The following is a 16,320-nucleotide window of genomic DNA, read 5'->3' on the forward strand; positions in this document are numbered from 1 at the left end:
GGAACATGAACACCAATCCATCTCTACAGAATACACCTGCCGACTCAACCATTCACGATCCGCATCAGCGCCGCAATATCCTGCTGGGGGTGTGTATTGGCTTGATGGCCGTTATTGCGTCGGTATCTGGGCTGAACGTTGCTCAGCCGCAGATTGCGCTAGCGCTTGATGCTTCGCAAAGCGACGTTCTGTTAATGATCAATATCTATGCGGTCACCATGGCTGCACTGTTATTACCACTCGGTGCAGTTGGCGATCGTTGGGGGCGGAAGCCCGTGCTGGTCACAGGATTAGCCATTTTTGGGATAGCGAATGTGCTGGCAGGTCTTGCGCCCTCGACCGCAATCATGCTTGTGGCACGGTTCCTCAGCGGCGTTGGCGCGGCGATGATCATGCCGGTTACCCTGGCCGTTATCACCTCTACCTTCCCGAGCGAGGAACGCTCCAAGGCCATTGGTATATGGAGCGCTGTCGCAGGCGGTGGCGGCATTCTAGGGATGTTTCTATCGGCTATGCTCGTAGATACGGTGAGCTGGCGGGCCCTCTTTGTTCTCCCAATTGTCCTCGTGCTGGCCGCCATCTTCATGACGCTGCGATCCGTCCCAAACTCGCGTGAGGCTTCCGATCAGAGATTCGATAGTGTTGGATCGGTACTATCGATGATTGTTGTCGTGGGGTTGATCTTCTTCCTTCACGAGGGGGAAAAGCAGGGGTGGACCTCGCCCATATCGCTTTTGACCCTCCTTGTCGGAATCATCAGCGCCGTTGGCTTTGTGCTCTGGGAGCGGCGGCAACCGGCTCCCCTGCTCGATGTGGCCCTCTTCCGCAAGCGCGGCCTAGCGAGCGGATCGGTAGCACTACTAACCGTTTTCGGCGTGCAGGCGGGGATATTTGTTGTGCTCTACCCCTACTTTCAGGCGGTGCTTGGCTGGTCTGGCCTGCAGTCTACGCTTGCCTTCATGCCGATGGCAGTACTGATGATGCTGTCCTCTGGCTTCGCCCCACGGGTGTCCGCACGGATCGGCCCAAGTTTGACAATGGCATCCGGGATTTTTCTGGGTGGCTCCGGGCTGGCGCTCATGGCCATCTTTGTTTCCGTGGAAAGTGGCTATCTGTCGATTCTGCCGGGTATGCTACTCATGGGGCTTGGCATGGGGTTATCCATGACTCCTGCCACCGAAGCCATTACCACGTCCGTCCCCCGTGAACAACAGGGCATCGCATCCGCCCTGAATGATGTCACCCGGGAGTTTGGTACGGCGCTGGGCGTAGCGCTGCTTGGAGCGGTCCTGACGAGCGGGTACCAGCATGCTATCGCATCCCAGCTGCAAGGGATCCCAGCCAGGGTCGCCGATATTGCTCGTAATGGTATCGCCAATGCCCTCGCGGTCGCCGATGGGTCGCAACCCTACGCGGCAGCGCTGATTCGAGCAGCCCAGGAATCATTTGTTGACGGCTGGCAGCGGGCCATGTGGGCGGGGGTTGTCGTTATGGCAATGCTTCTTGGCTATGTCCTTGTCCAAGGTCCCCAGCGCAGCAAGTAATATTCGCCTCGGAACCTACCGATCGGGTGCGTTTCGAAGCGCGCTGATACGCTTTTGAAGAGACTCGGCAGTTATATGATCGGACGCTTGTATCCATCATGTGACTGCCGAGTACGATTTCTGTTAGAGAGCCGCATGAACATGTCGAAGCCACTGGGTGATGCGAGCGCAAGAACTGCTCCTTGTATGGCTACCTTTCACCTATGGCTGCTGAAGAACCACATCAGGTACACGATCCGCATCACACCCGTACAGGCCAGCGCCCCAGGCCGCATTCGCCGCAATCACCGCCCAGCCGCGTCGGGTCGCGGCCTGCCACAGCCGCTGCGAATCGTCGGTATAGCGCGAAAAGAGCAACAGCGTTGGTGTGGTAGGCACCGTACCGTCCTCTTTTACCCGTGTGCTTCTGAGTGGTCCGCGCCGTAGCGCATCCCATCCACCAGCAGGGACACCATGCGCATGGTGTGCTGGGGGCCGCGCGCGTGGGCGCTGTGGCACAGGCTGGCCACCGCCTCCAGCAGCTCGGCGGCGCTGAAATCGGTGCGCACCTCGCCGGCGGCGATAGCGGCGCCGAGCAGGCCGCGCAGCGCAGGCTCTAGCCGCTGCTCAAAGTACCCTGGCAGGCTCTCGAAGATCGGGTTGCCCGAGTGCAGCACCGAGGCTAGGCCACGCTTGGCACCCAGGAATGCCGCGTAGCGCTGCATCCACAGCGCCAGCGCCTCGCCGGGGGCGTGCTGCGCGGCCAGCAGCGGCGCGGCGTCGGCGCAGGCATCGATCTCGTGGCGGAACACCGCGAAGACCAGATCGACGCGCTGGGGGAAGTGGCGGTAGAAGGTGCCGATGCCCACCCCGGCCTTCTCGGCGATCTCGCGCACTGGCGCATCGACCCCAGAGGTGGCAAACACCTCGATGGCGGCCTGCACGATCTGGTGAAAGTTGCGCTGGGCGTCGCTGCGCACGCGCCCTTCCTTCTGGCCGTGCGCGTCGCCATGATCCGGCGACGCTGATTGATTGTTGCTCATAGCATCCCCCTTGACAAACGGAACAATGTTCCATATAATAGCAAACATACGGAACGACGTTCCATTTTAAAAGGAACGCGGTTCCACATATCGTTATTGTAGCACTACAATGCGGTATTAGCCACTGACCGGCAGAATTTAAAGGAGGCACCACGATGGAAACCAAACGTATCGCCCTGGTCACCGGGGCAAATCAAGGAATCGGGCTTCATGTCGCCAGCCAGCTGGTGGCCCACGGCATGACCGTGCTGGTCGGGTCGCGCAACCTGGCGCGGGGCGAGGCAGCGGCGCGAGAGATCGGCGATGGCGCGATCGCGCTTCAGCTGGATGTGACCGATCCAGTCTCGATCGCCGCAGCGGCAGACTACATCCGCCGCGAGTTTGGACGGCTGGATCTGCTGGTGCAGAACGCGGCGATCTCGAACACGCAGAAGCGCGAGATAACGCTTGAGGAATATGCCAAGATCAGCCTCGCCAGCAATGTGCCGCTCGACGAGGTGCGGGCGGTATGGGAGACCAACGTATTTGGCGTGCTGGCGGTCTACCAGGCCATGCTGCCGCTGCTGCGCGCTGCCCCGAGCGCCAGTATTGTCAACGTTTCCAGCGGCGTCGGCTCGCTTACGATGAATGCCAACCCATCGTTCCCCTACCGCACGATGTTCAGCCCGGTCTACCCCGCATCCAAGACCGCGCTCAACGCCATCACGCTGGCCATGATGATCGAGCTAGAGTCGAGCAGCATCAAGGTGCGGCTGGTCTCGCCGGGCTTCACCAAAACCGCGCTCAACGGCTTTGAGGGCACCGAGCCGATCGAGCAGGGTGCGCGCGAGGTGGTGCGCGTGGCGCTGCTGGGGCCGGACGCGCCGGGTAACACCTTCACCGGCTGGGAAAACGCGACCATCCCCTGGTAGCTCCGCATTCTCCTTCAATAGCCTAATGTAGCCCACTTTGGCACGAGAGCGTGGCTTTGCTCTGCCTTTGCGCCGACAACACAAAACAGCCGATTAGTGCTAATCGGCTGTTTTGTGTTGAATAGTTGTGGCGACTGAACGATATGTAAATTTAATACTCTTGCTCGTCCAGCTCCACAATCTGCCAGCTACCAAACGGGTCTTCGAGCGCCTGCCAGGCAAGCTGGCCACCTGCAAGCTCGGCATCGGTCAGCAGGCATGCATCGAGCAGCGCGGTGATGCGCTCGCGGTCCAGCCCCTGGCCGATAAACACCAGCTCCTGCCGCCTATCGCCCCACGGCTCGCGCCATTCGGCCTCGATCTCGGCGCGCTCGTCGGGATCCTCTGGCCACGCGTCGCGCGGGGTAGCGGCCCACCACAGGCCGCCCGGCTCGGCGCGGGCCAGCACGCCCGCCTGCGACCACACGCCCACCACCTCGGGGCGGGTGGCCAGCCAGAAGATGCCCTTGGAGCGGATGACCGCGCCGAGCTGCTCGCTGACGCACTCCCAGAAGCGCTGGGGGTGGAAGGGCCGCCGCGCGCGGTAGGCAAACGAGCCGATGCCGTACTCCTCGGTCTCGGGCTGGCGCTCGCCGCGCAGCTCGCGCAGCCAGCCGGGCTGCTGCTCGGCCTCGGCGAAGTCGAACATGCCGGTGTTCAGCAGCAGCCGTGGCGGCACCTGCCCGAACGTACTGTGCATGATCGTAGCCCCAGGGTTCAGCGCGTGGAGCATGGCGTTCAGGCGGGCGATCTCCTCGCGCTCGACCTGATCGACCTTGTTGATCACGATGATGTTGGCGAACTCGATCTGATCGATCAGCAGATCGGCGATCGTGCGCTCGTCCTGATCGCTCATCGCCGCCGTGCGCTCGCGCAGCTCCTCGGTCGAGTTGTAGTCGTCGAGGAAGTTACGGGCGTCGATCACCGTGACCATGGTATCGAGCTGGGCGATGTCGCCCAGGCAGCGGCCCAGCTCATCCTCAAACGTGAAGGTCTCGGCGATAGGCAGCGGCTCGGCGATGCCGGTGGCCTCGATCAGCAGGTAGTCGAAGCGGCCCTCGCGGGCCAGCCTTCCCACCTCCACCAGCAGATCCTCGCGCAGCGTGCAGCAGATGCAGCCGTTGCTCATGGCCACCAGCTGCTCATCCACACGGCTGAGCTGGGCGCTGCCGCCGCGCACCAGCTGGGCGTCGATATTGACCTCGCTCATGTCGTTCACGATCACGGCGACGCGCAGGCCCTCGCGATTGCTGAGGATATGGTTGAGCAGCGTGGTCTTGCCCGAGCCAAGGAAGCCGGAGAGCACGGTGACAGGTAGCTTGTTCATAGGGGTGTTCATAATTTATGTCAATGGGCATGCGCCAGCACCAGTGGTGCTCGGCTCGCTATCGGGCGAGAGCAGGCGCTGCCAGCAGTCGCGGCGGTAGTAGGTCTTGTTGCTGCGTCGTCCATCCATCACCACCATCAGCTCGCGGTCGTTGGTGATCGCGCGCCCGCAGTGGGTGCAGCTGCGGCAGATCTCGCGTCCGCTCTTGTCGCGGGCGGTCACGTCGGTCTTCGACTTCTTCTCGGCCACACGGGGCCTCCTTTTCTGTGTATGCTAGCCGCCCACAAAGGGCAGTAGGGCCAGGTGGCGGGTGCGCTTGATCGCCACAGCGAGGCGGCGCTGCGTGCGGGCGGTTAGGCCTGTGCGGCGGCGCGGCAAGATCTTGCCCTGGGCGTTGAGGTATTTGCGCAGCCGCGCCACATCTTTATAGTTCGGCTCGATGCCGAGCTTCACGAACTCGTCCACCTTTTTGGCGGTAAAACGCCGCCCGACGTGTGGCTTCTCGGCGCGCGCCCCGCCTCTGCCCGCGCTCACGAGCGGGCCTCGCGCAGCACCTGGGCCAGATCGAGGCCCTCGTCGCGGAAGGCCTGGAGCACGCCCTTCTTCTCGATGGTGCGCAGCGCCTTGGCGGAGAGCTTCAGCACCACCCAGCGGCCCCACTCGGGCACGTAGAGACGGTGGCGGTGGACGTTCGGCTTAAAGAGACGGTTGGTCTTGGGGGCGCGGCGAAACCAGCCGCCGCCGCCCTGGTGCTGGATGCTTCGCCCGAACACCGGGCGCTTGCCGGTGAGCATACATGTGGCCATGAAGATTCTCCTCTCGATCAGGTTAGCTCTTTGCGAAGCGCCAGCGGGCGATCAGGCCGCGCTGGGGCGCGCACACCAGCGCCACCACAAAGCCCAGCGTGCTGGTGAGCACCACCGCGCCACCCGAGGCGATGCCCAGATAGTACGAGGTGTACAGCCCCACCAGCGCCGCGCCGCTGCCCAGCAGCATGGCCAGGCCGACCATGCGCCCCAGCCGATCGGTCAGCAGGCGGGCGGTGGCGGCAGGCGTGATCAGCAGGGCCGCGATCAGCACCACGCCCACGGCCTGGATGCCCACTACGATGGTGAGCGCCAGCAGCGCCAGCAGGCCCATGTGCAGCGCGCCCAGCCGCACGCCGATCACCTGGGCGTGGGTTGGGTCGAACGAGCTGATCAGCAGCGGGCGGTACCACAGCGCCAGCGCTGCCAGCACCACCAGCGCGGTCGCCGCTGTCACCACCACGTCGGTGGGGGCGATGCCCAAGATGTTGCCAAACAGAAAGTGCGACAGATCGCGCATGTAGCCCTGCACGCGGCTGATCAGCACGATGCCCAGCGCAAACGCGCCGGTGAACACGATGCCGATGGCCGTGTCCTCCTTCACCTGGCCAGTGCGGCTGATCGCGCTGATCAGCGCCGCTGTGACCATGCCCGCCGCGAACGCGCCGAGCACGATGCTCGCGCCGCCCAGGTAGGCCAGCACCACGCCGGGCAGCACCGCGTGCGAGAGCGCGTCGCCGATGAAGGCCATGCCGCGCAGCACCACAAAGCAGCCGATGGCCCCGCAGATACAGCCCAGCAGCACGCCCACCAGCAGGCCACGCTCGAAGAAGCTGTAGGAGAGCGGCTCAAGCAGCCATGTCATAGCGCGCACTCCGCATGCTGATGGGCCGCGCCGAGCCCGTGGAACAGTGCCAGCGGGCCACCGTAGGCCCCGGCCAGCAGATCGGGCTGGAGCACCTGGGCCGGGCTTCCCGAGGCCACAACGGTGTGGTGGATCAGCGCGGCGCGGTCGAAGTGGCGCACCAAACTCGTTAGGTCGTGGGTGGCGACCACCACGGTGCGGCCCTCGTCGCGCAGCCTATCGAGCACGCCGAAGATCACGCGCTCGGTGGCGGTGTCGATGCCCACGAACGGCTCGTCGAGCAACAGCAGGTCGGCCTGCTGAGCCAGGGCGCGGGCCAGGAACACGCGCTGCTGCTGGCCGCCAGACAGGTCGGCGATGTGGCGCTGGGCCAGATCGGCCATGCCCACAGCATCCAGCGCCCGCTCGGCCAGGGCGCGGTCGGCAGCGCTAGGGCGGCGCGGCCAGCGGATGAACACATCGCGGCCCATCAGCGCCAGATCGCCAGCGCTGATCGGGAAGCTCCAGTCCACATTGCTGCGCTGCGGCACGTAGGCCACGCGCTGGCGGGCATCCCGCGCTGGCCCACCGAAGATCTGGACGCTGCCCCGCGCCAGCGGCAGCAGGCCGACCACGGCCTTGAGCAGGGTCGATTTGCCCGCGCCGTTGGGGCCGATCAGGGCCACGCGGCTGCCCGCGCCCACCGTCAGGCTGGCGTCGCACAGGGCCTCGGCGCGCGCGCCGGGGTAGCGCACGCTGGCCCCCTCGATAGCGATGGCGGTCTGGCGCATCACTTCAGCGCCGCCGTGATCTTGTCGACATCGGCGCGGAAGAACTTCAGGTAGGTGTCGGCCTCGCTGCCCTTCGCGCCGAGCGAGTCGACGTACAGATCCTCCACCACCTTCACGCCCGCCTCTGCGCCAAGCTGCTCGACAAACTTGGGGTTGTTGGATGCCTCGGCGAACACCGCAGGCACGCCAGCGGCCTTGATCTTCTCCACCAGCTCGGCCAGCTGCTTGGCCGACGTGTCCGCGGCCTCGGTGCTGACGCTGGGGATGACTGCGCCCACCACCTCGAAGCCGTAGCGCTTGGCGAAGTAGCCCATGGCGTCGTGCGCCGTCACCAGCTTGCGGCGCTCGGCGGGGATGCTGGCCAGCGTCTGCTTGGCGTAGGCATCCAGCTCGGCGAGCTGCTGTTTGTAGGCGGCGGCGTTGGCGTCGAAGGTCGCCGCGCCGCCGGGGTCGATCTGCCTGAGGCCAGCCGCCACATTGTCGACCACGCCCTGCATCAGCGTGGGGTCGAACCACACGTGCGGGTCGGTCTCGCCGCCCTCCTCGAAGGCGCTGCCGATGGTGCTGAGCGCGAGACCCTTGGTGGTGTCGAAGATCGGGCGCTCGCCGCCAGCGTTGGCCACCAGCTCGTCGATCCATCCCTCTAGCCCCGCGCCGTTCTTGAACACCGCCTGCGATGCCGCGATCTGCTTGGCGTGCTCGGGGGTCGGCTCGAACTCGTGGGGGTCGCCGTTGCGCGGCACCAGGCCGACCACGGCGATGCGCTCGCCGCCGATCACGGCCAGCACATCCTCAAGCTGGGTGGTGGTGGCGACCACGGTGGGCTTGGCGGCTGTCGGAGCAGCCGTGGAAGCGCCGCAGGCGGACAGGGCCAGCAGCGCAAGCGCCGTCAGCGCGGCGCGGGTGATTCGGGCGTAGGACATAGGAGATCTTCTTTCTACACTTGGCTCTACCAAGCGTAGATGGTACCCCCGCGCCGCACCGTGCGCTGTGCCAGATCGCACCAGAGGGGATGTGCTTTTTCGCACCAAAAAGCCCCACGCCAGCTCAATCTGGCATGGGGCTTTTTGGTCATGATGAATATTTATCCGTGTGCTTGTACCGCAAATCAAGCGTAAAACGCTGGTTATGGGTTTAATACGAGCCAGTACCTGCCATCTATAAGCTCGCGCACGCTATCCAAGTGGCCAGCATGCGTTGCAGTTTCGGTCATGACATGCAGAATGACCTCACGAACCGTTTCCAGCCGCCACGTTCCAAAAAGTTGATTCGGCCACCAAGCCGGTGCAGCGTCCAGAGGGGTTGCAGAGATAATTATGTTGGCGCGCTCAATCGCTTGCTGGTAGGCATCGAAGATTGCCTTGCTGGGCACATCGGCCCCAACCTGCCATGCGTTGGCACCAGGGGTCAGCTGATCAATCACATGTGCATCACCAGCAATAACGGCACCAAACCAAAACCGCTCTACGTCGATGGTAAGGTGCTGTATCAGCCCAAGGCATGTCCATCCCGATGGCAGCATTGGTTGTCGTAGTGCTCGATCATCAAGACCGTCGAGTATACCCAATGCGTGATGCCGCTGAGCATTGAGATAGTCAAGCAGCGCCGCGTGCTCTACACTCGATTTCAGCTGTGATATGTCCATGCTGTCCCCCTTGAGAAGATTCCGCGTCAATAGAGGCGTCCTGACCTTGCCTTGAGGTGAAAACATATGTTCTTATTATAGCACCATTCATGGAATGTGTAACGTTCTTGCCGAAAACAATCAGTTGTGTGAGAAAGTAGGGGGAATAGACCGACGCAGCGGGGCAGACTTCAGCGATATGTGGTGCGCTAAGAGCCAGCGGTAGGGCTATAGCGCACCACATCAGCTACTTGACTATAGTGGGTACAAAAGAAACGCAGCAAATGAGCTATATGCAGGATACCCCAACGTTTTACCTATGTCATTTTTAAACACACAATCAGAGAAATCTCCTGCGTATGTTCTTCTTGGTATCTTAGATTTTTGGTGGCAACCCATTCTGCCGATCAAGAACGGATAGCCCCTAATCTGCCGCCGCATCCAGCGCGCGCCTGTGGCGGTGGGTGTGGCCCATGTGCTCCCAGCGGCGCAGGATGTGGCGCTCGCCGTCGCCCGCGCCCGCCGAGGCCAGCTCGCCGCGCTGCCGCATGTCGCTCAGCAGCCGCGTCACCGTCGAGCGGGTCGCGCCCACCGCCGAGGCCAGCTGGGCGTGGGTGACGCGCACATCCACCAGCGTGCCCTGCGGGTGCGCCCTGCCAAACTGCTCGGCCAGCACCGAGAGCACGCCCAGGATGCGCTGGTCGAGATGCTGGCGGGCCTGCATCGCGCCCCAGCCCTCCAGGCTGCGGATGCGCTCGCGCAGCAGCTCGGGGAAGTCCGGGGTCGAGGCGGCATCTTCCCATCGGCGGCTGAACACCATCGTATTTGTGTGGGCATAGAGCTGAAGGCAGCAGGCGTCGTCGGGGTGGCCCACCAGCAGCTGCCCAGGCCCGGCTAGGCCCATCAGCACCTCGCTGCCATCGCTGTGCAGCATACACTGGGCGACCACGCCATCTAGCACCTCGGCCACCTCATCATCGCCCAGGTCGATAGGCTCGCCTCGGCGGTAGCTGCGGCGCTGGCCGTGGCGGTGCGGCATGTGTGCAGGTGCGGGCTGGCCGCAGGCCATCTGGACGCACTGGATCAGAACCTCGCCGCGCAGGGCGGCGGGCAGCACCATCCTGGCCCCCGCCGCGTAGGCCGCCAGCATCAGCGCGGGGTCGTCGGCGGTGTTCCAGCCGATCCAGGGAATGCCGCGCCCCGCGAGCGCGTGACCCATGCGCGGTAGCGCGGCGGCCTCATCCAGCGCCAGCAGCACCACGGCATCGCCGCCGCAGACGCTGGCCAGCACGCTTGGCTCGATCCGCAGGCGGTAGCCCTCGCGGTGGATCGCCTGCAGCGTCTCGTAGTCGGGCAGCTCGCGCCCGACGATCAGCAGATCGGCCATGGCTAGTCCTTTGGCTCCTTGGCGATAGCGAAGGCGCACTTCTCGCAGCCGTTGCCCTGGCAGGCGGTCTGCTCGATTGGGAAGCTGCGCCCGCCCGTAACCCAGGTGAGCGCCTCTTCCAAAATACCCTGGGCCAGCGCGCCCGAGGGCCGCTCGGTGGTGCGGCCCCAGCAGATCGGGCATGCGTCGATGGTGTAGACAAACTGGCCGCGCTGCTCCTCCACGTGGGTCGGCTGGTCGCTGAAACGGTCGAAGGTCTGCGCGGTGGCGTTGAGCGCGATCTTCAGCTTCATGGTCAGCGGCATCAGCTTGAGCGCAAGGTCGGCCATGCCCAGCAGCGGCCCGAACTCCTTCAGGCCCAGGTTGAAGGCGTAGCGCCCGGCCCGCAGCTCCATGCCCCTGGCCCCGCGTGCGCCATACATCACGTGCGTGGCCTGCGAGATCGCGGACAGGTCGGCGAACGGAAACTCGCGCTTGAGATTGGCAGGCGGGTAGTTGCCGATCAGGTGTTTGGTGCCCGCCAGATTCAGCAGCGCGCTGACGCCGTTGCGGCCCATCACATCCTCTAGGCTCAGCAGGTAGAGCCGACCGATCAGGTTGGGGTAGAAGCGCGGCGCGCTGGTGTCTAGGGTTTCGGTATTAGTCATAGGCTTTCTGGGTTCTGGGGTTCGCAGGATACGCCATCGATGCCGAGCGCGTGGGGGTGCGGCGCGATCAGATCGTGCCCCGCCGCGTAGATCGCCTCGCAGTCGGCGTCCTCGGGTGGCGGCGCGGGTGCGGCCCCAAGCTCGGCGCGCCAGATCTCCTGCACGGGCGCGAAGCCCATGCGGCGGTAGAAGCGGCGGGCGGGAAGATTCGATGCGGTCACATAGAGCTGGATGCGCTCGTAGCCGCGCCCGTGCGCCCAGCTCGCTCCCAGCGACATCAGCCGCCGCGCCAGATCGTGGCCGCGCAGCTCCGGCTCCACATACAGCGCCAGCAGCTCGGCCCAGTGGCGGTGGCGGAACAACGGCGAGTCGGTGTGGCCGTCCATCATCAGCAGGCCAACCGGATCGCCCTCGCGCCAGGCCAGCAGCGTGAGGCCGTGGCCTGCGGCATGCAGGTGGGCCAGATGCTCGTCGAGCACATCCTGCCAGCCCTCGGCCAGGGCAAAGCGCGGGTCGAGCGCGGCATTGAAAGCGTGCAGCCGCCCGAACAGCAGCTGCACAGCCCACGAGTCAGCGGGCGCGGCGCTGCGGATGTCCAGCTTTTCGGTTAGGGTCTGAGTCATGTCTGTGATCCTCCGCTCGGCATGTGCCACATCGGCCATAGATCTCCAGCACGTGGCCCTGCACCGCGAAATCAAGCGCCGCCAGCGTGTCGGCCAAAGCCCGCTCGACCGAGCAGCCGTCGAGCAGGGTGGCGACCCCGCATACCGTGCAGATCACGCAGTGGCTGTGGCCCGGCAGCATGCGCACATAGTCGTTGGGCGCGTGGTGCAGCCTGCCGATCCAGCCGCGCTCGCGCAGCCACTCGATGGTGCGGTAGATCGTCGGGCGGCTGCAGCGCTCAGGCTGGCCGCCCAGCGCCGCGACCGCATCCTCGGCAGAGAACGGCGCATCGCGCTGGGCGATCCAGGCGATCACCGAGCGACGCGGTGTGGTCGAGCGGTGGCCGCTCTCCAGCAGTGCCCGCTCCACGCCATCGCGCCAGATCGCTGCGGCGGGGGCGCTCACGGTTGCGCCCGCACCCACTCGTAGGCGGGCTGCGCCGGGCTGGCTGGTGCGCCCTCGTGGCAGGCGGCGAAGCTGCGCTCCAGTGTGGCCGCATCCACCCCGTCGGGCGTGCCGATCAGCACCAGCTGCGTGCGCGGCGGCTCCGCGCCCCACGGCTCGCCCACCACCAGCGAGACCCGCCGCCCAACCAGGTGGAAGATCACCCGCCGCTCCGGCGCGTCGGCCAGGGCAACCAGTCCCTTGCCACGGTAGATCGACACCGGCAGCGCGCCCAGCACCTCGCGCAGGCGGGCCAGCACCAGCGGTGTTTCGGATGTGTAGCTCCACGTGCCAAACTGCTGGGCGTGGTCATGATCATGCTCATGATTATGTCCATCAATCGCCATCGCATCAAGCGCGATGCGGTGCTTGCCCGCGCCCATCACGAACTCCAGCGGCACCCGGCCAAACGTCGACTCCAAAATGCGGGCGCGCGGCACGATCTGGCGCACCCAGGTGTAGAGGAAGCCGCGCCGATCCTCGCCCACCAGATCCATCTTATTCAGCACCACGATGTCGGCGGCGGACACCTGATCGATCACCGTGGCCTCGTAGCCATGGCGGGCATCCACCTGCTCGGCATCCACCACCGCCACCACGCTGTCAAGCATCAGCACGCCGCGCAGCTCGGGCATGCGGAAGGTCAGCGCGATGGCCAGCGGGTCGGAGATGCCGCTGGCCTCGATCACGATATAGTCAGGCGGGGTAGGGCGGCGCAGCACCTGCAGCACCACATCCAGCATGTCATCGCGCAGCGTGCAGCAGATGCAGCCGTTGGCCAGGCTCACCGCGCCATCCTCCACCTCCACCACCAGCTGCGTGTCCACATTGATGCTGCCGAAATCATTCACCAGCACGGCCACGCGCAGCCCGTGGTCGGCGCGCAGCAGCTGGTTGAGCAGCGTAGTCTTACCCGCACCCAGAAAGCCGGTCAGCACCATCACCGGCACAGGGGCCGGAAGCGTTGGGATATCCATCCACATTCTCCTCATCACCAGCGGCAGCAGCTGCAGCCGCCGCCGTGCCATACCCGCCCCGCGCTCTGCGGCTCGGCGGGGCTGCCCTGGGCGCGCGCCCCAGCGCCGATGCTGAAGCGGCTCACCTCGCGCACACAGAAGCCGTGGCAGATCGGGCAGACCGTGGGCATGTCAGCCAGCTCCATCGGGCGGCGCTCCTCCAGCTCGATCTCGCACTCGGGGCAGCTATACACATAGTACGGCATCTATCAGCCTTTCCCACACTGCGGCGGGCACATCGTTGGGAAGTGCGACATCGGCGTGCAGCCGCAGCTTGGCATCCAGGTGCGGCAGGCGCAGTGCGGTGGAAGCATCCAGCAGCGCCACCGAGAGCACCGCCCGACCCGCGACACGCATGCCATCGAGCAGCGTGGCCAGCAGCTCGGGGTCGGCGGCGGCGGGCGCGACCAGCAGGGCCACGTCGGCCCGCGCGGCGCGGATGGCCCGCAGCAGCTCGCTGGCGATGCCGCAGCACACGCAGCCGCCGCGCAGCCGCACCACGGGTGCGCCCAGGTCGGGCAGCGGGCGGTCGGCGTTGTCGAGCACCTCGACCGTGCGCCCGCTTCGCTGGAGTAAGCGCACAGTTTCGGCGGCTGAACGTTCTTTTAAAATAACCGATACGCCCAGCAGCGCTATGATCGACGGCTGCAATCAGCGCTCCGCAGGCGCGGCATACAGCGCCACCGTACCATCGGCGCGGCCCACCGCCAGCCAGCGGTCATCCGGCGACCAGGCGAGCTGGGCCACCGCGCTGCCGCCGCCAAGCTGGGCCAGCGGGCGGCGGCCCTTGCCCACATGCCACACCGCCACCAGCCCATCCTCGCCACCCGAGGCCAGCAGGCCACCGCGCCGCTGGAAATCCAGCGCGCTCACCATGTCCTCGTGCGCGGCCAGCTGAAGCGGGCGGCTGCCCTCCGGCCCCTTGCCCGCGCAGTCCCACACCGTCACCGTATGCGCGCCGCCAGTGGCCAGATAGCGGCTGGAAGCATCCCAGGCCAGCTCACGCACCTTGCTGGGGTAGCCCCACATCTGCAGATCCTGGCCGGTCTTGGCCACCCAGAAGTGCACGGTGGCATCCTGATCGCCCGTGGCGATAAAGCTACCATCAGGGCTCCACGCGATAGTTAGGATGGATCCTTTCCAAGAAAAGCGGCCCAGCGCCTCATCGCTCGCAGGCTGCCAGAATGCGATATTCCCATAGGTGGCCGAGGTCAGGATGGGAAAGTTACCCGTCGGCAGCGCCGACGCGCCCGACGTGCCTGCGGCGGGGCGGCCCCACACCGGCATCCAAGCCAGGCCCGAGATGGTGTTGGCGTGGTCGGGGTACTCGCGCACCAGCTGGCCCTGGGCATCCCACACCCGCAGCTTGCGGCCAGCGGCAGAAGCCAACAGCGGCGTGTATGGTTCGCTGGCCGCCGCCTCGGGGGCGGCGCTGCACCCGCGCGGGGTGCGAGCTGCGCTGCGCTGCGGCACGCTCCATGCCAGCCGCTCGACCCAGGCCGCGCCACCTGGCATGGCCGCCAGCTCCGCGCCGCTTGCGCTGTCCCACAGGCGAATCATGCCATCCTGACCGGCGCTGGCCAGCAGCCCGCGCCCATCGGGGCACCAGGCCAGCGCCAGTGTGCCGAAGCCGTGGCCGCGCAGCGTGTGCGCCACCGCGCCATCCGCCGCACGCAGCAGCGTGATCGGGCCGTTCACATCGGCCACCGCCAGCAGCGCGCCATCGGGCGAGAAAGCCAGCGCGCTGACGTGGTCGTCAATCGTGGCCTGCCACTGGGCGCGCAGGCTGGCCGCGCCTCGCCGCGACTCGCTTATGCCAAACATGCCACAAACCCCTCGTTCAGCGCCGCGCGGTCCAGGTTCCGCCCGATGAAGATCAGCTTGTTGGCGCGCGGCTCGCCGCCCCACTCGCGGTCGGGCCTGCCGTCGAACAGCATATGCACGCCCTGGAACACAAATCGGCGCGGCTGGCCCTTGATGCTCAGCACGCCCTTCATGCGGAAAATGTCCGGCCCCTGGGTGCGCAGCAGGTCGCCCAGCCAGCGGTTCAGCCGGTCGGCATCCAGGTCGCCGCCCAGCGTGATGCCCACCGAGCTAACCGCCTCGTCGTGCTCGTGGTCGGGCTTGTAGGCGTGGCTGTGCGCGGGGGCCAGCGGCTCGCCCTCGCGCAGCAGCGCGGCGTCGAACTCGTCGGGGTGGTGCTCGGTAAAGAGGGCGTAGGCCCCAGCGCTGGCGATCTCCAGCGTGAAGCTGGCCGCGCCCTCACCCACCAGCAGCTGGTAGAGCTGCTTGCCGGGGCGGATCGCACCGCCCTGGGCCAGCTCGCGCTCGCTGTCGGAGAAGGCCAGCACCGCGTCCATCTGCGCCGACTCTAGGTCGGCGGGCGTCGCGCCTTGGAGCGGCAGGGCCACCAGCTGCATGGCCGGCTCGGCGGGCACGGGCAGGCGCAGCTCGTAGCGGCCCGGCTCCAGCAGGTACGCGCCGCCCCACTCGAAGGGGTACTCCGGCTCCATAAACTGCGGGTCCACATCCATCGCGCGGTCGAGGTTGAAGCCGCCCACGTGCAGCACCTTGTCGAGGTCGATCTGGGCGTTCTCGGCGCGGTAGATCTTGGCCGCGCTGTTGATCTGGGCGATGCGCGCCTCGACGGCGGCCAGCTCGGCGGGGGTGACGAGGTCGATCTTGTTGAGCACGATCACATCGGCGAAGGCGATCTGCTCCTGGGCCTCATCGCTGTCGTCGATGTGCATGCTGATGTGCTTGGCATCCACCAGCGTCACAATGCCGTCGAGCTGGAGCTTCTGCTGCATCTCGTCGTCGACAAAGAAGGTCTGCGCCACCGGGCCGGGGTCGGCCATGCCGGTGGTCTCGATCAGGATGTAGTCGAACTTGTCGCGGCGCTTCATCAGGTTGCCCAGGATGCGGATGAGGTCGCCGCGCACGGTGCAGCAGATGCAGCCGTTGTTCATCTCGAAGACCTCTTCCTCGGCGTTGATCACCAGATCCTGGTCGACGCCCACCTCGCCAAACTCGTTCTCGATCACGGCGATGCGCTTGCCGTGCTGCTCGGACAAAATGCGGTTGAGCAGCGTGGTCTTGCCCGACCCAAGGAAGCCGGTGAGCACCGTCACCGGCACGCGCGCTGAAGCTGTAGCAGTCACCCCTCGCTCCTCTCCATGCCAAGAGCATATTCTTAAATGATACAACGTACCAATTAATGTTTAGACAATGTATCATTAAGACTGGGTTTCGTCA

At 65.6% G+C, this 16,320-nt stretch carries 20 protein-coding genes and 1 pseudogene; 2 read left to right on the top strand and 19 right to left on the bottom strand.

Going from position 1 to position 16,320, the window contains the following annotated elements:
* The first annotated feature begins 5 nt into the window (after positions 1 to 5).
* The gene (locus F8S13_00580) at positions 6 to 1,544 is read left to right on the top strand and encodes an MFS transporter (GenBank protein ID KAB8145617.1); all 1,539 of its coding nucleotides are present in this window, start codon (positions 6 to 8) and stop codon (positions 1,542 to 1,544) included.
* A gap of 201 nt (positions 1,545 to 1,745) precedes the next feature.
* Here F8S13_00580 and F8S13_00585 read toward each other — a convergent pair.
* Positions 1,746 to 1,844 (bottom strand): annotated as a pseudogene (locus tag F8S13_00585) (DUF4343 domain-containing protein).
* Between the two features lie 92 nt (positions 1,845 to 1,936).
* Complete coding sequence (locus tag F8S13_00590) at positions 1,937 to 2,566, bottom strand: TetR/AcrR family transcriptional regulator (protein ID KAB8145618.1); 630 nt, start codon at positions 2,564 to 2,566, stop codon at positions 1,937 to 1,939.
* A 155-nt stretch (positions 2,567 to 2,721) separates the two neighbouring features.
* Between F8S13_00590 and F8S13_00595 the strand changes: the two genes are divergently transcribed.
* Entirely contained in the window at positions 2,722 to 3,477 is a 756-nt protein-coding gene (locus F8S13_00595; GenBank protein KAB8145619.1) for an SDR family NAD(P)-dependent oxidoreductase, read from the top strand.
* Positions 3,478 to 3,628: 151 nt separating this feature from the next.
* Here F8S13_00595 and F8S13_00600 read toward each other — a convergent pair whose 3' ends face one another.
* The 17 genes from F8S13_00600 to F8S13_00680 all read right to left on the bottom strand — a co-directional run bounded on the left by F8S13_00600 (position 3,629) and on the right by F8S13_00680 (position 16,226).
* Positions 3,629 to 4,843, bottom strand: coding sequence for a GTP-binding protein (locus F8S13_00600; protein ID KAB8145620.1), 1,215 nt, complete (start codon positions 4,841 to 4,843; stop codon positions 3,629 to 3,631).
* Positions 4,844 to 4,858: 15 nt separating this feature from the next.
* A complete protein-coding gene (locus F8S13_00605; protein KAB8145621.1) occupies positions 4,859 to 5,092 on the bottom strand; it encodes a hypothetical protein in 234 nt (77 codons plus the stop codon).
* Positions 5,093 to 5,116: 24 nt separating this feature from the next.
* A complete protein-coding gene (gene rpsR, locus F8S13_00610; GenBank protein ID KAB8146069.1) occupies positions 5,117 to 5,494 on the bottom strand; it encodes a 30S ribosomal protein S18 in 378 nt (125 codons plus the stop codon).
* Entirely contained in the window at positions 5,374 to 5,649 is a 276-nt protein-coding gene (gene rpmB, locus F8S13_00615) for a 50S ribosomal protein L28 (GenBank protein KAB8145622.1), read from the bottom strand. The genes rpsR and rpmB overlap by 121 nt, the downstream gene beginning before the upstream one ends.
* A 22-nt stretch (positions 5,650 to 5,671) precedes the next feature.
* A complete protein-coding gene (locus F8S13_00620; GenBank protein ID KAB8145623.1) occupies positions 5,672 to 6,514 on the bottom strand; it encodes a metal ABC transporter permease in 843 nt (280 codons plus the stop codon).
* Complete coding sequence (locus F8S13_00625) at positions 6,511 to 7,284, bottom strand: metal ABC transporter ATP-binding protein (protein KAB8145624.1); 774 nt, start codon at positions 7,282 to 7,284, stop codon at positions 6,511 to 6,513. Before F8S13_00625 ends, F8S13_00620 begins: the two co-directional genes overlap by 4 nt.
* Positions 7,284 to 8,207 carry a hypothetical protein gene (locus F8S13_00630; GenBank protein ID KAB8145625.1) on the bottom strand — a complete coding sequence of 308 codons (924 nt, stop codon included), beginning with the start codon at positions 8,205 to 8,207 and terminating at the stop codon, positions 7,284 to 7,286. The genes F8S13_00625 and F8S13_00630 overlap by 1 nt, the downstream gene beginning before the upstream one ends.
* A gap of 203 nt (positions 8,208 to 8,410) precedes the next feature.
* Complete coding sequence (locus F8S13_00635) at positions 8,411 to 8,929, bottom strand: DinB family protein (protein KAB8145626.1); 519 nt, start codon at positions 8,927 to 8,929, stop codon at positions 8,411 to 8,413.
* A gap of 403 nt (positions 8,930 to 9,332) precedes the next feature.
* A complete protein-coding gene (locus F8S13_00640; GenBank protein ID KAB8145627.1) occupies positions 9,333 to 10,295 on the bottom strand; it encodes a Crp/Fnr family transcriptional regulator in 963 nt (320 codons plus the stop codon).
* Positions 10,296 to 10,297: 2 nt separating this feature from the next.
* Positions 10,298 to 10,942, bottom strand: coding sequence for a 4-vinyl reductase (locus F8S13_00645; GenBank protein ID KAB8145628.1), 645 nt, complete (start codon positions 10,940 to 10,942; stop codon positions 10,298 to 10,300).
* Positions 10,939 to 11,604, bottom strand: coding sequence for a GNAT family N-acetyltransferase (locus tag F8S13_00650; GenBank protein ID KAB8145629.1), 666 nt, complete (start codon positions 11,602 to 11,604; stop codon positions 10,939 to 10,941). Before F8S13_00650 ends, F8S13_00645 begins: the two co-directional genes overlap by 4 nt.
* The gene (locus F8S13_00655) at positions 11,513 to 12,163 is read right to left on the bottom strand and encodes a transcriptional repressor (protein KAB8145630.1); all 651 of its coding nucleotides are present in this window, start codon (positions 12,161 to 12,163) and stop codon (positions 11,513 to 11,515) included. Before F8S13_00655 ends, F8S13_00650 begins: the two co-directional genes overlap by 92 nt.
* Entirely contained in the window at positions 12,007 to 13,077 is a 1,071-nt protein-coding gene (locus F8S13_00660) for a GTP-binding protein (GenBank protein KAB8145631.1), read from the bottom strand. The genes F8S13_00655 and F8S13_00660 overlap by 157 nt, the downstream gene beginning before the upstream one ends.
* A complete protein-coding gene (locus F8S13_00665) occupies positions 13,041 to 13,271 on the bottom strand; it encodes a zinc ribbon domain-containing protein (protein ID KAB8145632.1) in 231 nt (76 codons plus the stop codon). Before F8S13_00665 ends, F8S13_00660 begins: the two co-directional genes overlap by 37 nt.
* Positions 13,252 to 13,647 carry a GTP-binding protein gene (locus F8S13_00670; GenBank protein ID KAB8145633.1) on the bottom strand — a complete coding sequence of 132 codons (396 nt, stop codon included), beginning with the start codon at positions 13,645 to 13,647 and terminating at the stop codon, positions 13,252 to 13,254. The genes F8S13_00665 and F8S13_00670 overlap by 20 nt, the downstream gene beginning before the upstream one ends.
* A gap of 69 nt (positions 13,648 to 13,716) precedes the next feature.
* The gene (locus F8S13_00675; GenBank protein ID KAB8145634.1) at positions 13,717 to 14,889 is read right to left on the bottom strand and encodes a WD40 repeat domain-containing protein; all 1,173 of its coding nucleotides are present in this window, start codon (positions 14,887 to 14,889) and stop codon (positions 13,717 to 13,719) included.
* The gene (locus tag F8S13_00680; protein ID KAB8145635.1) at positions 14,877 to 16,226 is read right to left on the bottom strand and encodes a GTP-binding protein; all 1,350 of its coding nucleotides are present in this window, start codon (positions 16,224 to 16,226) and stop codon (positions 14,877 to 14,879) included. The genes F8S13_00675 and F8S13_00680 overlap by 13 nt, the downstream gene beginning before the upstream one ends.
* Positions 16,227 to 16,320 lie beyond the last annotated feature (94 nt).

It is taken from the genome of Chloroflexia bacterium SDU3-3, from assembly GCA_009268125.1.
Classification (GTDB): domain Bacteria; phylum Chloroflexota; class Chloroflexia; order Chloroflexales; family Roseiflexaceae; genus SDU3-3.